This is a genomic window from Acinetobacter sp. ESL0695 (assembly GCF_029392135.1).
GTDB lineage: Bacteria > Pseudomonadota > Gammaproteobacteria > Pseudomonadales > Moraxellaceae > Acinetobacter > Acinetobacter pollinis.
In genome coordinates, this window is sequence record NZ_CP113932.1 from 2,396,219 (window position 1) to 2,411,385 (window position 15,167).

Here is a 15,167-nt window from a genome sequence, read left to right on the forward strand (position 1 = left end):
AACCCCTTATAAAAAGGGGTTTTCAATTTCTTTTGCATCTTCAATTTTAATTTTCTCAGGCAAATCTTTAGTTCCCTCTAAAGTACTTACAAGTTCATTTATAAAGTTTTGCAAAGCTTTTGCTGTTTTCAAGCCTTCTTGATCCTTAGTAATTTGTAAGTTCCCATAAATATTAATGCGATCTTCGGCATTTTCCAAAGTTAAATCATAAATTGATGAAGACTCATCACCTGCAAACGGTTTAAACATTTTATTGTCCTCTATTGTTATCTAACAAGCATAGATGTGTTATGAACTTTTCAACATTTTTAAAATAAACTCTAAAATACTCGGTAATAGTTGTTTCAAAAACTGTATCACACGCTCTTGAATACCGCTAATCGTACCACTTGCACTATTTCCTGTTCGTCCCTCGGCATAAAATTGCTTCTGCAAAGACTGTATATCTGCATCTGATACATGCTCTGCACACTCACTCTTCGCATCCCAACTTAAATAACTGGCTTTTTGTGCAGGTTTCACCTCACCACCCGTCAGTGGTAAATCATATATTTTTCGTTTTGTACTTTCATTGAGCGTTGGAAATAAATTGATACCTGTTAAGTCTTCAATCTCACACACACTCACCACTCGAACATTGAGTGAATTATTATTAGGTGCATAATAGGCACCAATAACACCTGTTTGTGGATAATAAACAGCTTTAAACACAGCAGATGGAACAAATACACCGTTACCTATGGTTGAAAGCTTCTTCCCTGAGAAAATAGGGCCTGTGATTACATAAGCATCATGTTTTTGTTTTGTTACAGTAGAACGTGTTGCTTCTTCAAGCTTTCTCCAAATATCCTGATTATTTTTAGGTGCTTGTGGCACCATATTCGCCAAAGAAAAACTATCTGCTTGTGAAAGCGTATCTGGCATATCTCCATTAGGAGACATATGCCCACGGTCAAAACCGGATCCTTTATAGTCTCTTAAAGTTGCACGAAACTGAGGACTCACTCTTTCTTCTTCATGGAAGCTATCTTCGCGTTTAATTTTATGGCTTAAACGCTGTACCGTTAAATGCTCGGCACTCCAAAGTGGCGTTTTTGACATTCCAGAATACATGACATTAAAGCCATGAAAACATAGTGCTGTCGTATTCTTTTTTAAGCTATCTCTGACTAAATATGGTGGTGTATCTTTATAAAACTCATTCAGACAAGAAGAACTGCTCCAAAAGTTCGTTCCAGCATAAACACCCTGACCACCAATAACAGCAAGTGTAGTTACTGTAGTACATGCCAAATAACGGCGTAAACGAGAAATTGCTGGAATAGAAAAAACTTTGTGAACCATTAAATATTTCATATTTTTTTCGAAAAAATGTCCTTGGGTGAGATTATCAAGCAACTTTTGGAAAGTATATTCAAGATCTCTCAATTGTCTATACATTAAACAATAGCATTTTACAAAACCACGAAATATTCATGTTTATGTATACATATGATGCTTTTATGAAAATTTTATACTTCCTAAATTGATTATAAATAAAATATATGCGAATGTAGCTTTGTTATAATTTAAACAATTTTATTGATGTGAATTGGAGTTACATGATGGGTAAAATCATAACGACAATTGGGTTAGCGACGGGTCTTCTTGCAACAACTGCTTTTGCAGAACCTGCTGTTGAGTCAGGTCAAACCTTAGAAAGTCTCTCTCAAGCACAGGTGTCGACGACTGTAAATGGACAACCGGGGTCATTAAAGAGTCTTTTACAAAGTGGGCAATATACATTGGTTTCACCAGATAGCAATGTACAACAAACTCCAAATGACAATACTGACCAACAGCCAGCATCTACGCCTGCTGGAATGTAATTGGCAAATAAAAAACCGGGCAAATTGCCCGGTTTTTTATTTTTAAATTTCTATCTGACTTCCCATTTCAACCACACGATTGGTCGGAATAAGATAAAAGTCACTCACTGGACTTGTATTGCGATACATAGAAATAAAGAGCTTTTCTCGCCAAGGTGCCATCCCCTCTCCAACGGTATGAATTAAGCGATCTCTAGAAATAAAGAAACTCATATGCATCATATCGAATTCAAAACCAAGTGATTCATACGCTTGCTGTAATGCAACTGGAATATCGGGTTGATCTTTAAAACCATAGTACATAAAGATTCGATAAAATCGATCATCTAACTTTTCAATATGTAGCCTATCTTTATCTTGAACATATGGAACATCTTGAGTAATGACAGTCACCATGATGTTTCGTTCATGTAAAACTTTATTATGCTTGATGTTATGTAACATCGCATGAGGCACAATATTAGGCGTACCCGTTAGAAATACAGCTTCGCCCGGTACGTACTTCGTGTCGTCACTTGCACGTACACTTTTTATAAATAGTTCAAGTGGAAGCGCATCTTTTTCGAGTCGCTGAATCACAATTTCTCGACCATTTTTCCATGTGATTAATATAGTAAAAACAACAAAACCAATCACTATCGGAACCCAACCGCCGACCAAAATTTTTGAAGACGTTGATGCAACAAATACCGTATCTATACATAAAAATGGAATTGCAAATGCAGCCACTTTCCACCAAGGCCACTGCCAACCACTTCTTGCATATGCAGAAACCAAAATGGTACTACACAACATCGTCATCGTTACTGCTATACCGTACGCACCAGCGAGGTTTGCACTATTGTGAAATAGCAAAATTAGAATGAGTACAGAGACATATAAGATCCAATTAATGAATGGTAAGTAAATCTGTCCTTGCTCTATATCCGATGTGTGATGTACAGCAAGACGCGGCAAATATCTCAATTGAATGGCCTGATTTGCCATTGAGAATACACCTGTAATTACTGCTTGCGAGGCAATAACTGCTGCAGCAACCGCAAGAATAATCATGGGAAATAATCCCCACTGCGGTACTAAAAGATAAAATGGATTTGAAATTGCAGTTTCATCTCTTAAAAGTAATGCACCCTGTCCTGCATAATTTAACAATAAGCAAGGACATACAATCGTAAACCATGCTAAACGAATAGGTTGTCTACCAAAATGCCCCATATCTGCATAAAGTGCTTCACCACCCGTTAGCGTTAATACCACTGCACCCATCGTTAGAAAAGCAACTTTAGGCTCACTAACTACAAAGTTTACAGCCCAGTACGGATTAATTAAAGTCAGCACGTAAGGTGTTTGAATAATACTCCAAATACCCAACAAACCAATTGAAATAAACCATGTCAGGGTAATCGGGCCAAAAAGTTTCCCCATCGTCCCTGTACCGTGGCGCTGTATCATGAATAATGCTGTTAAAATTCCAAGTGCAATAGGCATCAACCATTGGTTAAAACTTGGTGTAACAATGCTTAACCCTTCAACTGCAGATAGAACAGATACTGCAGGGGTAATAATGCCGTCACCAAAAAATAAGGAGGCACCAATAAAGCCTAATGCAATCAGATAAATCTTTTTATTATGATCAAGTCTTTTCGATCGCAAATTCAGTGCAAGGAGAGACATAATCCCACCCTCACCATTATTATCTGCTCTCATAATGAAAGTGACGTACTTAATACTAATTGTAAGCATCATTGACCAAAAGACCAATGACAACACCCCCATAACAGTCGATTGACTGATAGAAATATGTGCTGCAATAAAGCACTCTCGAATTGCATACAATGGACTGGTTCCAATGTCACCAAACACAACACCTAAAGCAGCCAGTGTCAATGCATGCATAGATGGTTTTACCGTTGAATTTTGCATAAAAAAACTACATGTTCTTCGCACATATGGCGAATATTAGCACTAAGTTAAGCCTTTTGCTTTAAATCTTATATTTCAGCTTGGCAGGTTGTATTTTTTTCGCTATCATCCTCGCCCATTGGTGAGGTGTCCGAGTGGCTGAAGGAGCACGCCTGGAAAGCGTGTATACGTTTGCGCGTATCGAGGGTTCGAATCCCTCTCTCACCGCCAAATTATAATGATTTCATTACTCAATAAATAATACTCTATTTCCCATAACTTTATTTTTCCTTAATATTTATTCTATATACATTAAACTCATTTATTTATATGAAGTTAAATAATATCTGCAAAGCTTGCATTTAAAATACTTACTAAATCATCTGGTTTAATTCCTATATCTAATCCTCGACGACCTCCACTAATATATATTTTCTCTAACGAGGTTGCTTGCATCGCAAGTAGTGTTTTTAAGCGTTTTTTTTGGCCTATAGGACTAATTCCTCCAACCAAATAACCCGTAATTCTTTCTGCATCATGTAGGTCAGCCATTACGACTTTTTTGCACCCCAATGCTTGTGCAACTTTCTTCAAATTTAATTGATGGCTAACAGGTAATACAGAAACATAGAACTGCTTCCCATCTGTAATAAGTAGCGTTTTAAATACTTCCTCAGGCTGTAAACCCAGCTTTTCAACAGCTTCCAAACCATAGCTATTGGTCGCATTTGCATCATGTATATATTCATGTATGGTATAGCTGATTCTCTTTGCTTTTAATAACTTACATGCAGGTGTCATAGGAATAAATTTCTAGTGTAGGAAAATAAATAGGATAATAGTGATGGATATTTTAAAAACAAATCAGGACTTTATTTTATATACACCTGATTTAAATGTAATTTTAAAATACAAACAAAATTATCACCCTATTTAAAGTGAATTCAAGTAAACTTTACGGGGTTTAAATCTACAATTATGTCCAATAATCAAAAAGAACTGATTTTAAGGGCGAAGCATAGTAGAATTTGCCTTTTAATTTTTCCCGGAAAGGCAGCGCCTCAACTCGATTTATGATGTTTTTCAAGGATTTTTTATGTTAGCGCTAGATGTACAACATGTTAGAATGGATCAACATGCTGTTGATAAAGCTCAGGCGTTAGAGTGTCTAGTCAACATTTTAGTTGAAGATAAACTAGTTACTCCTGAATATTTAGAAGGCTTAAAAGCACGGGAGCAACAAAGTGCGACCTACCTAGGTCAAGGTATTGCTATACCTCATGGTACGCCACAATCAAGACAATATATTTTAGAAACAGGTGTACGACTCGCCCATTTCCCACAAGGTGTGGTATGGGACGGAGAAAATAAAATTTATCTCGCTGTTGTCATCGCTGCAAAATCAGACGAACACTTACAAGTACTACAAATACTGACAAGAGCACTGATTGACGATGTTTCAGACCGTGTTAAAAATGCAACATCTGCAGAACAAATTATAGAACTCCTTCATGCACAGCCTCCCTCTTTAGCATTACACGAAAACCTTATTGCAACTCAAGTTCCTGCAAACGATACAGATGATTTACTGTGGCAGGCAACGCAATTACTCAAACAACAAAAACTTGTAGAACCAGGTTTTATTTGTGCACTCGATCCTAAACAAATGATTCATTTAGGTGAAGGTACTTGGTCTATTACAGCAAGTGAACATGTCCTTAGTCCTGCTGTTAGTATTATCAAACCTGAACACCCTATTGAGCACCAAGGCGAAAGCATTAGCACATTATTGTGTATCGCAAGCAACGATCAGTTAGATATGCCACAGTTTAACCGCTTAATGGATATTCTTTTTGATCCGAGTCAACTTGAAAAACTCACACAAGAAAATGACAGCCATCAAATTGCACAAATTATTGGTGCAGAAATTATTCCTGACTGGCCGTCACGTAGCGTAACACTCGCCAATGCACATGGTTTACATGCAAGACCTGCCACTCAATTGGTAAATATTAGTAAAACCTTTAAAGGCGACATCCAAGTCTCTGCAGATGATGGGCAACTAGTTTCTGCAAAAAGTTTAACTAAATTACTCTCATTGGGCTGTAAGCGCGGTCAAGTACTTACCTTTATTGCTGAACCAAATACTGATGCTGTTGCTGGATTAGATGACATTATCGCTGCTGTAAAAAATGGCTTAGGCGAAGAAGTAGAACCGATTGATGAACAAGAACTAGCGAACAATAATACTGATAAAGTTGAAGTGCTTACTTTTGAAGAAGAGGAATCAAACTCTGGAATTCCAGCATCTTCAGGTCTTGCTTTCGGTCCAGCACATGTCATTAAACCACGTGAGTTTAAATACGAACGTAATAGTAAAAATGTAAAAGCAGAGACTGCGAAACTTGAACAAGCAATTGCACAAGTTAAAGAAAATATTCGCCAGTTTATTGCTGAAAGCAAAGTAGAGGCAATTAAGCAAATTTTTACAGCACATCTAGAAATGTTAGATGATCCTGACCTTATTCAAGGCGTTCATAAAGGGCTAAAGCAAAATCTTTCTGCACCTGCTGCTTGGCACGAACATATTGAAGCTGCTGCAAAAGCACAAGAACAACTTAAAGATCACCTACTCGCAGAGCGTGCGGCAGACTTACGTGACATTGGTGAGCGTGTTTTGGCTGTCCTTTGTGGTGTACCAGATGTTGTAGAACCTCAAGAGCCATACATCCTAATTATGCATGATGTTGGGCCAAGTGATGTTGCTCGTTTAGATAAAGACCGCGTTGCCGGTATTTTAACAGCAGTAGGCGGTGCAAGTGCGCACAGTGCAATTGTTGCAAGAGCACTTGGTATTCCGGCTGTTGTTGGTGCGGGCAGTAGTGTTCTTAAAATTGAAAGTAATACAACTGTACTCATTAACGGCGACAATGGCGACTTTGTCATTGATCCAGCTCAATCACTTATTGAACATGCTGTTGCTGAACGCGAGCGCCAACGTCAAATTCGTATTGAAGCAGAAAAACACTGTTTAGAACCTGCAATCACACTAGATAAGCATCAAGTGGAAATTGCTGCAAATATTGGAAAAGTAAACGCAGCCGGAAAAGCTGTAAAAGATGGTGCAGAAGCAATAGGTCTTTTGCGTACAGAACTGGTCTTTATGGCACATAACAGTGCTCCAGATGAAAAGACACAAGAAGCAGACTATCGTGTTGTCCTTGATGATCTTGCAGGAAGACCACTGGTTGTACGTACGCTTGATGTAGGTGGCGATAAACCACTTCCATATTTACCAATTGCAGAAGAAGAGAATCCTTTCTTAGGTATTCGTGGTATTCGTTTAACACTGCGTAAACCAGAACTCTTACGTCAACAGCTTGTTGCACTTTTAAAAGCTTCTGATAACCGCCCACTTCGCATTATGTTCCCTATGATCGGACGTGTCGAAGAATGGCGTGCTGCAAAAGCAATTTTAGATGAAGTACGTCAAGATTACCCATGTGAGAATTTAGAAGTAGGTATTATGATTGAGGTTCCTGCTGCGGCACTTCTCTCCCCTATTCTTGCTCAGGAAGTTGATTTCTTTAGTATTGGAACCAATGACTTAACCCAATACACCATGGCAATTGACCGTGGTCACCCATTGCTTTCAGCTGAGGCAGATGGTCTGCATCCAAGTGTACTTTTACTCATTGATCAAACAGTACGTGCTGCACATCAATATGGGAAATGGGTAGGTATCTGTGGTGAACTTGCAGCAGATCCAAAAGCAGTTCCAGTACTCATGGGACTTGGTGTAGATGAGTTAAGTATGTCGAGTACAAGTATTCCTCTTGTAAAAGCACAAATTCGTACATTGAACTTTGCTGAATGCCAAAATATTGCACAAAAAGCATTACAGTGCGACAGTGCAACTGCAGTAAGACAATTAGGTGAATAAGCATGGCAAAAGTTCTAACAATTACACTCAACCCTGCAATTGATATTACTCTTCAACTAGATACTCTGAAAGTTGGAGAAGTGAATCGTCAACAATCGGCACAAAGTTTAGCTGCTGGTAAAGGACTGAATGTCGCGCAGGTTTTAAAAGATTTAGGTCATTCACCTATTGTTACTGGTTTTCTTGGACAAAGTAATCGTCAAATTTTCGATAAACACTTTGAAAAAGAAGGTTTAGACAATCACTTTATTTATATACATGGTGAAACTCGCCATAATATTAAAGTTGCTGAACAATCTGGAAGAATGACCGACATTAACGGGAAAGGATTTTTCGTTGATGAAGACGCCAAAAATCGTTTACGCGAGACGATAAGTCAATTGATTGATCAGGTAGAAATTATTGCAATTTCTGGAAGTTTACCTCAAGGTTTCTCGCCTGATGAACTTATAGAACTTATCGAATGGCTGAAAAGCAAAGGAAAGAAAGTTGCAGTAGATACCAGTGGTAAAGCACTGAGTGCTGCTATTTCAGCAAATCCATGGCTAATTAAACCAAATACAGATGAACTTAGCGAAGCATATAATGCACCTGCAAATACCTTTGCGGAACAAAAGGCTGTATTTGATAAGTTAAATGCCACAATTGAAAATATCATTGTTTCAATGGGCGAAGAAGGTGTGAATTGGTTACACCCTTCTCACCCATTACATGCAAAAGCACCCAAAGTCACTGTAAAAAGTACAGTAGGTGCTGGCGATTCTCTTGTTGCAGGAATGATTCACGGTTTTCTTACAAAAACGGCACCTGAAGAAACACTCAAAACAGCAACTGCCATCGGTAGCAATGCCGTAACTCAAATTGGTTTTGCTATTGAAGATCTATCTGCCATTGATAAGCTGAAGCAACAAATCTCAATTGATTCATTGAGTTAGGTGAGAAAAATGCAAAACACTAAACATATTTTATTTGTTCCAAATAGTCCTGAACAACCTATCAATGCATTGATTTTGGCACGTAAACTCGCCAGTGTTGCTTCATCTCTAGGATATAAAAACACTGTTGCACAATCTATGGAAACCATGGATACGCAGCAAGCAGATCATGTCATTTTTATTGGTCGCCGTCCAAGTTTGACAGATGCATTAAAAGACAAACAAGTTTCAATTGTGAGCTTAGATGTACTCCAAAATAATGCAGAAGATATTCTAAACAATGCATTAAATACATCAACAACTACAGAAGCACTTGCATCTACCAGCACTGCCTCATCAGGAAGTGCTAGTAAATTTGTTGCAATCACTGCATGTCCAACAGGTGTTGCACATACTTTTATGGCAGCAGAAGCCTTACAACAAGGTGCTGCAAAGCATGGGTATCAAATTAATATTGAGACTCAAGGTTCTGTGGGTGCAAAAAATATTCTCACTCCAGAAAGTATTGCAGAAGCAGATATTGTTATATTAGCAACGGATATTGAAGTAAATACTGATCGATTTATTGGTAAACGTGTATATCGTTGTGGTACAGGTTTTGCGCTAAAACAAACCGATAAAGCTTTTGCAAATGCAATTAAAGAAGCGACAGTTTTAGAATCAGGTACGCAACAAAGTCAAGATGAAGCAAAAAGTGAGAAGAAAGAAAAAGTAGGTGTATATAAACACTTACTTACAGGTATTTCTTACATGTTGCCTATGGTTGTTGCAGGTGGCCTCATTTTAGCCATTTCACTTTTCTTTGGCTTAAACCCAGCCGAAGGAACGTTAGCAGCCAATCTGGGACTCATTGGAAAAACAGCACTTACTTTAATGGTGCCAATGTTATCTGGCTATATCGCTTATTCTATTGCAGACCGCCCTGGTCTAACTCCGGGCTTAATTGGTGGTTTTCTTGCAGCAGGACCTTTAGGTGCAGGTTTCTTAGGTGGAATCGCATCTGGTTACATTGCAGGTTATATTGCGCTCTTTCTTGCCAAGAAAGTGAAGCTACCTCAAAGTGTCGAATCTCTAAAACCAATTCTTATTATTCCATTGTTTGCCAGTCTTATTACTGGTCTAATTATGGTTTATGTTGTAGGTCATCCAGTTGCCTATATTTTCGATGCTATGAAGCACTTCCTGAATAATATGGGTACAGGTAATGCTGTCCTTATGGGAATGATTTTAGCTGGAATGATGTGTATCGACTTGGGTGGTCCAATTAATAAAGCTGCATATGCTTTTACCGTAGGTCTACTTACAACCAACACTTACATGCCAATGGCTGCTACCATGGCAGGCGGTATGGTTCCTCCTTTAGGTATGGCTATTGCGACCTTTATTGCAAAAGCAAAGTTTGACCAAGCTGAGCGTGATGCTGGTAAAGCAGCCTTTGTTTTAGGCTTATGCTTTATCTCTGAAGGTGCGATTTCATTTGCAGCTAGAGATGCAGTTAAAGTCATTCCAAGCTGTATTATTGGTGGTGCAATTACTGGTGCACTTGTTGCCTTCTTTGGTTGTCAGTTAATGGCACCTCATGGTGGTATTTTCGTTCTACTCATTCCAAATGCAATTAACCATGCATTTTTATATCTTGCTTCTATTTTGGCAGGTAGCATTGTAACGGGCGTAGTCTACGCAGTAATTCGTAAGAAGAATCCTGAAACGCCTGTTGTAAAAACAGTAGAAACCGCATAACTCTTCATTCTTTTGTAGCTATTTAGCCGAGTAGTTTTACTCGGCTTTTTACATTTTAGAAATAAGATCTCATACTTTTTTAAGCGAATTTTAAATTTTAACTTTTATTAAAAAATAGCCATTGATATAATACTAAAGTATTGCTTGAGTCGTATCTCTCACTGTGATGGTAAATGGATATTTTACCGTGCCAATCTGCAAAATCTCCAACCTTCTTCTGAGTACTTACACTCATCTATGGACAGTTATTCATTTTAGGGAACTTACATGAAGAAATTCATGAAATATCTTCTCATACTCATTATTGTATTGGGAATTTTATTCGTTTTATTTTTATTCCGACCAATTAGTTCAAAAGCCATTGAAGTAGATGCAAAAGAGCCTACTGTTGATGTCGTCCTTATTGGCGGTGGAATCATGAGCGCCACATTGGGTACTTACTTAAACGAACTACAGCCGAATTGGAATATTCGCATGTTTGAACGTTTAGATCATGTCGCTCAAGAAAGTTCAAATGGCTTTAACAATGCTGGAACTGGGCACTCAGGCTTTATGGAAATGAATTATACCGAAGAAAAAGACGGTAAAATGGACATTTCAAAAGCTGTTAATGTGGCAAATCAGTTTGAAATTTCAAAGCAATTTTGGGCATATCAAGTTAATAACCAAGTTTTGGGTCAACCGAATACTTTCATTAATCCTGTACCACATCATGCATTCGTTTGGGGCGACAATGTCGACTTCTTAGAAAAGCGTTATGCAGCAATGATTAAAAACCCATTGTTTAAGGGTATGGAATTTACAGAAGACCCTGAAGTTATTAAGAAATGGGCACCTTTGGCCATGGAAGGACGTGATCCAAAGCAAAAAGTTGCTGCGACACGTATGGAAATTGGTTCTGATGTGAACTATGGTTCGATTACTACACAGCTCATTAATCATTTAGAAAAATCACCAAACTTTAAGCTTGCACTCTCTACAGAAGTTACAAATCTGAGTCAGAATGCAGATAAGACATGGTCTATCGAGTCTAAAAACTTAAAAACTGGTGAAATTAGCCGAATTAAAGCAAAATTTGTCTTTATTGGTGCAGGTGGCGCAGCCATTAAAATGCTTCAAAAAACAGGTTTACCTGAAGCAGAACAATATGCAGGCTTCCCTGTGGGTGGTGAGTTCTTAATTACAGATAATCCAAAAGTTGCATCTGAACATACAGCCAAACTGTATGGTCGTGCAGATCTTGGTGCACCTCCTATGTCTGTACCTCATATTGATACGCGCTACATCGATGGCAAAAAGTATGTTCTTTTTGGACCATTTGCAACGTATTCAAATAAATTCTTAAAAAATGGTTCTCAGCTAGATTTATTGGCTTCGACAAATCGCTACAACGTTCTACCAATGACAAACATTGGATTACAAAATCTTGATCTTGTTCGTTACCTTATTAGCCAAGTACTTATGTCTGACGAAGACCGTTTTAATGAATTGAAAAAGTACTATCCAAATGCAGATCCAAAAGACTGGCATTTAAGCCAAGGTGGCCAACGTGTTCAGATTATTAAGAAAGAACCTGGTAAACCTGCAAAACTTCAGTTTGGTACAGAAATCTTTGCTTCTCCTGATAAATCTGTAACAGCGTTGCTTGGTGCTTCTCCAGGTGCTTCAACATCTCCATATATTATGTTAAGCCTACTTGAGAAAGCATTCCCTGAACAAACCAAAGGTGAGTGGAATCCTAAACTTCATGAAATTATTCGTTCTTATGGACAAAAGTTACCTGAAGATGCGCATCTACTCGATCAAACACGTCACTATACGAGCCAGACACTTGGTTTAAACTATGTGACACCTGCGGATTTATTCACAGCACCAACACAAAGTAAATAACGTTGTATTCACACAAAAGGGATGAAATTAATTTCATCCCTTTTTATACTAATAAGCTCCCACAATATTAATAACAGCATGAATACTTCTCTCCTCCAATGGTTATCCAAACTAAATTTTCTTTTAATTTTTTTAATGCTGATCCATGGAGCATACATTGCTATTATTGGTGGGGCTGTAAAGTTCTTTCTCTTTAGCCTAATTGCTTTATTTATCCTGTTAGGCTCCAAGTTTACTCATCTGGTGTATAAACTCTTATTCGGTATCATTACGCTCATATCAGCCGTCTATTGGCTCATATACAAACATGATTCCGTTTTGCCACTTGGGCTCATTATTGCTTATGTAATAGGATTCTTTTTCTTAAGTAGTCATTATAAAACAAAGCTAAGAACCATCGCATTTTTTGTACTCTTTATTATTGTGGGCATATATCAATTCTCGTATTTTCAAAATTTAAAATCGCACTATGCTCAGTACAAAACCAATGAAACATGGCAGAAATATGGCGCATTATGAATGATTTTCATCCTAAAGATGAATAGGTTTCATTTTCTATTTTTTTGAATAAGATTATCAAAAACTTCATTAACTTCGTATAAAAGTTTTCAGTATACTGCCTCTATTCGTACAAAATAGATGTGTATTATGAAGATTTTAGATGGCGGTGTTGGCCGAGAACTTGCACGGCGTGGGGCACCGTTTAAACAACCAGAATGGTCTGCTTTAGCACTTTGGGAAGCACCCACTACTGTCAAAGATGTACATTTAGATTTCATCTACTCAGGTTCAGAAGTAATTACTGTAAATAATTATGCAGTTGTCCCATTTCATATTGGCGAAGAGAAATTTCATCAAGAAGGTCGCCAACTTATACAAATTGCTATTGATCAAGCCAGAGCAGCTGTTCAAGAAAGTAAAAAAGAGGTTCAAATTGCAGGTTGCCTACCACCTCTTTTCGGATCATATCGTGCAGACTTATTTCAAGAAGATCATGTCAACGAGATTGCAATACCAATTATTGAAACGCTTGCACCTCATGTAGATTTTTGGCTAGCCGAAACTCAATCTTGCCTGAAAGAAGTTGAACTTGTACACGCACTACTACCAAAAGATAATAAACCTTATTGGGTGTCATTTACCCTACAAGACGATATTTCATTGGAGAACGCTCACCTACGCTCTGGCGAAAATCTAGAGCAAACAGCGGCATTATTAAAGCGTATTGGTGCAGATGCCGTTCTATTCAATTGTTGCCAACCTGAAGTAATTCTCAAAGCAATTCAAGAGATACGATATTTATTACCAGAAATTCAAATTGGGGCTTATGCAAATGCCTTTCCACCACAAGATGAAAATGCAACAGCAAACGATGGACTTGATGAAATTCGTCAAGATTTAAGTCCTGAAGCTTACTTACATTTTGCACAAGAATGGAAAGATGCTGGCGCAAGTCTCATCGGTGGCTGTTGTGGTATTACACCTCAGCATATACAACGCCTTTCTGCGTACTTTAAAGGGTCTGTGTAAATGTCGTCTCAGAAAATTGGACTATTTTCGCTGACAGCACTCGTATTTAGCTCGATGGTTGGTTCTGGTGTATTTAGTTTACCTCAAAATATGGCGGCTGTTTCTAACGGAGCAGCACTCATAATTGCTTGGCTTATTACAGGCGTAGGAATTTTATTCTTAGCATTTGCACTTTTATTCTTATCTCGACAGTATCCAGAGTTAGATGGCGGAATCTATAACTATGCGCGTGCAGGCTTTGGAGAGCTTATCGGCTTTTGCTCTGCTTGGGGTTACTGGCTATGTACGACGATTGGTATTGTTGGATATGTTGTTATTGTTTTCGCATCATTGGGAATGTTCGTAGATACCAAAGAGCATGTCATTTTTGGTGATGGCAATACCCTTTACGCCATGATCGGCTCGTCTATTTTTGTTTGGCTTGTACACTGGTTAGTTAGTCGAGGAATTAAAGAGGCTGCAATTGTGAACTTAGTTGCAACCATTGGGAAAACTGTTCCCATGGTTGTATTTATTCTATTTACATTCTTTGCATTTAAACTCGATCTGTTTAAATTTAACTTTCACGACGTTTCCTTACAAGTACCTATTTGGCAACAAGTCAAAGATTTAATGCTTATTACCCTGTGGGTCTTTACAGGGATTGAGGGAGCTGTTGTTTTATCCTCACGTGCAAAGAATAGAAATGACATTGGTAAAGCAACAGTGTTTGGTGTATTAACTGCGCTCGCTTTTTACATTATGGTGACCGTCCTCTCCTACGGATTATCTACACGTGCAGAAATTGCAGGTATGCAAAATCCTTCAATGGCAACCATCTTGTCTCACTACATTGGTTTTTCAGGTACAGTGATTATTACGGTTGGTTTAATTATTTCTGTTGCTTCTTCTTATTTAAGTTGGACACTTTTTGCGACAGAAATTCCTTTTCTGGCTGCTAAAAATGGGGCTTTTCCGAAGAAGTTTCTAGAAACCAACGAAAATAATGTTCCAAGTGCATCTCTTTGGTTAACCTCAATCGTGGTTCAGCTTTGTCTTATTGCTGTGTATTTCTTCAATAAAAACTATACTCAGCTTTTACTCATTTCATCAGTCATGATTTTACTGCCATATTTCTTGGTTTCTGCATTTTACTTAAAAGAGTCAATCCGAAATAAACGTCAGAAGCATATTCTAATTGCCGGTGTTGCAACAATATATGCACTATGGCTTCTCTATGCTGCTGGTGTTTCACTGCTACTTCTATCAGTTGCTCTTTATGCAGTAGGTTTAGTCATATTCTTATACAGCTACATGCAACATAAAAAGCAGCTTCAAAAAACCTAAAAATAGACATAAAAAAACGGTTCATAATGAACC

Annotated in this window: 11 protein-coding genes and 1 tRNA gene; 8 read left to right on the plus strand and 4 right to left on the minus strand. The window is 38.0% G+C overall.

All coding sequences use genetic code 11. The annotated features are described in order from the left end of the window. Positions 1-6: 6 nt before the first annotated feature. Together OZX61_RS11540 and OZX61_RS11545 are read right to left on the minus strand one after the other, a co-directional pair. Positions 7-249 (minus strand): hypothetical protein, encoded by a 243-nt coding sequence (locus OZX61_RS11540; protein WP_195771840.1) that lies wholly within the window; start codon positions 247-249, stop codon positions 7-9. A gap of 39 nt (positions 250-288) precedes the next feature. Next, positions 289-1,344, minus strand: coding sequence for a DNA/RNA non-specific endonuclease (locus OZX61_RS11545; RefSeq protein ID WP_277094859.1), 1,056 nt, complete (start codon positions 1,342-1,344; stop codon positions 289-291). A 260-nt stretch (positions 1,345-1,604) separates the two neighbouring features. Here OZX61_RS11545 and OZX61_RS11550 point away from each other — a divergent pair, with 260 nt between their 5' ends. Beyond that, positions 1,605-1,868 carry a hypothetical protein gene (locus OZX61_RS11550; RefSeq protein WP_195771842.1) on the plus strand — a complete coding sequence of 88 codons (264 nt, stop codon included), beginning with the start codon at positions 1,605-1,607 and terminating at the stop codon, positions 1,866-1,868. A 42-nt stretch (positions 1,869-1,910) separates the two neighbouring features. Here the strand turns inward: OZX61_RS11550 and OZX61_RS11555 are convergent, their stop codons facing one another. Continuing rightward, complete coding sequence (locus OZX61_RS11555) at positions 1,911-3,791, minus strand: potassium transporter Kup (protein WP_195771843.1); 1,881 nt, start codon at positions 3,789-3,791, stop codon at positions 1,911-1,913. 120 nt (positions 3,792-3,911) lie between these two features. Here OZX61_RS11555 and OZX61_RS11560 point away from each other — a divergent pair. Beyond that, a tRNA-Ser gene (locus OZX61_RS11560) sits at positions 3,912-4,001 on the plus strand. Between the two features lie 105 nt (positions 4,002-4,106). Here OZX61_RS11560 and ybaK read toward each other — a convergent pair. Continuing rightward, entirely contained in the window at positions 4,107-4,571 is a 465-nt protein-coding gene (gene ybaK, locus OZX61_RS11565) for a Cys-tRNA(Pro) deacylase (RefSeq protein ID WP_195771844.1), read from the minus strand. Between the two features lie 295 nt (positions 4,572-4,866). Between ybaK and ptsP the strand changes: the two genes are divergently transcribed. The 6 genes from ptsP to OZX61_RS11595 all read left to right on the plus strand — a co-directional run bounded on the left by ptsP (position 4,867) and on the right by OZX61_RS11595 (position 15,134). Continuing rightward, positions 4,867-7,713: a phosphoenolpyruvate--protein phosphotransferase gene (gene ptsP / locus OZX61_RS11570; protein WP_195771845.1), complete on the plus strand. Its 2,847-nt coding sequence runs from the start codon at positions 4,867-4,869 to the stop codon at positions 7,711-7,713. A gap of 2 nt (positions 7,714-7,715) precedes the next feature. Beyond that, positions 7,716-8,648, plus strand: coding sequence for a 1-phosphofructokinase (gene pfkB / locus OZX61_RS11575; RefSeq protein ID WP_195771846.1), 933 nt, complete (start codon positions 7,716-7,718; stop codon positions 8,646-8,648). Positions 8,649-8,657: 9 nt separating this feature from the next. Further along, positions 8,658-10,388 carry a fructose-specific PTS transporter subunit EIIC gene (locus OZX61_RS11580; protein WP_195771847.1) on the plus strand — a complete coding sequence of 577 codons (1,731 nt, stop codon included), beginning with the start codon at positions 8,658-8,660 and terminating at the stop codon, positions 10,386-10,388. Between the two features lie 267 nt (positions 10,389-10,655). After that, on the plus strand, positions 10,656-12,278 hold the full coding sequence (gene mqo, locus OZX61_RS11585) for a malate dehydrogenase (quinone) (RefSeq protein ID WP_277094860.1): 1,623 nt from the start codon (positions 10,656-10,658) through the stop codon (positions 12,276-12,278). 648 nt (positions 12,279-12,926) lie between these two features. Continuing rightward, the gene (locus tag OZX61_RS11590; protein WP_277094861.1) at positions 12,927-13,808 is read left to right on the plus strand and encodes a homocysteine S-methyltransferase family protein; all 882 of its coding nucleotides are present in this window, start codon (positions 12,927-12,929) and stop codon (positions 13,806-13,808) included. Continuing rightward, positions 13,809-15,134, plus strand: coding sequence for a basic amino acid/polyamine antiporter (locus tag OZX61_RS11595; protein WP_277094862.1), 1,326 nt, complete (start codon positions 13,809-13,811; stop codon positions 15,132-15,134). Positions 15,135-15,167: the final 33 nt, after the last annotated feature.